This window comes from Aporhodopirellula sallentina SM41, assembly GCF_000346505.1.
GTDB lineage: Bacteria > Planctomycetota > Planctomycetia > Pirellulales > Pirellulaceae > Rhodopirellula > Rhodopirellula sallentina.
Window position 1 is genome coordinate 1 of sequence record NZ_ANOH01000450.1, and the last position, 510, is coordinate 510.

Annotated in this window: 2 protein-coding genes; one reads left to right on the forward strand and one right to left on the reverse strand. The window is 55.1% G+C overall.

The window, feature by feature from the left end:
- Nucleotides 1-299: hypothetical protein (locus tag RSSM_RS29545; RefSeq protein ID WP_236621477.1), on the reverse strand; the 299-nt coding region annotated here is incomplete at its 3' end.
- A 3-nt stretch (nucleotides 300-302) separates the two neighbouring features.
- Between RSSM_RS29545 and RSSM_RS35105 the strand changes: the two genes are divergently transcribed.
- A partial coding sequence (locus RSSM_RS35105; protein WP_236621478.1) for a hypothetical protein occupies nucleotides 303-510 on the forward strand: 208 nt, incomplete at its 3' end.

Genomic DNA, 510 nt, shown 5'->3' on the forward strand with positions numbered 1-510 from the left:
TTGTCGGGCACTATCAGCGGAGTGCGGCTCGCCATTTTTGTAAGAGTCTCATCGTCTACGCGCTCACCGAATGAGCGGCTACCATTTGGTTGGAGGAAGACATTGAGGTCAGGCAGTGTTACGCCATGGTTGGACACGATAGCGAGCAATTCACGAGTGAACCTTTGCGGGTTGTCCGTGACAGCGCCCATGTGATCGGACATATAGATTTCAACGAGGGTTTCGACCGCGCGATGGAATTTGCCACCAATTTCATACGGCAGTTCCGCGACGATTTCAGGCGGAGGAAGGTCGCCCAAGCCATGGACATCCAGCAAGCCGAGGTTTTCGCCCCAGATGTAGAGGTCGGGGGATTGAGCGATGGAGTCGATGTGCGCGATCAGTTCGTCGACAGCCGGGTGGCGAACGCCGATTGCGTCACAATATCGCGAAAAAAGTCCACCACCGATGAACTGCAATGCACGAGTCGAGAGGTCGTTAAGGTCAACTATGGGAAAGCCTGTGCCCGAC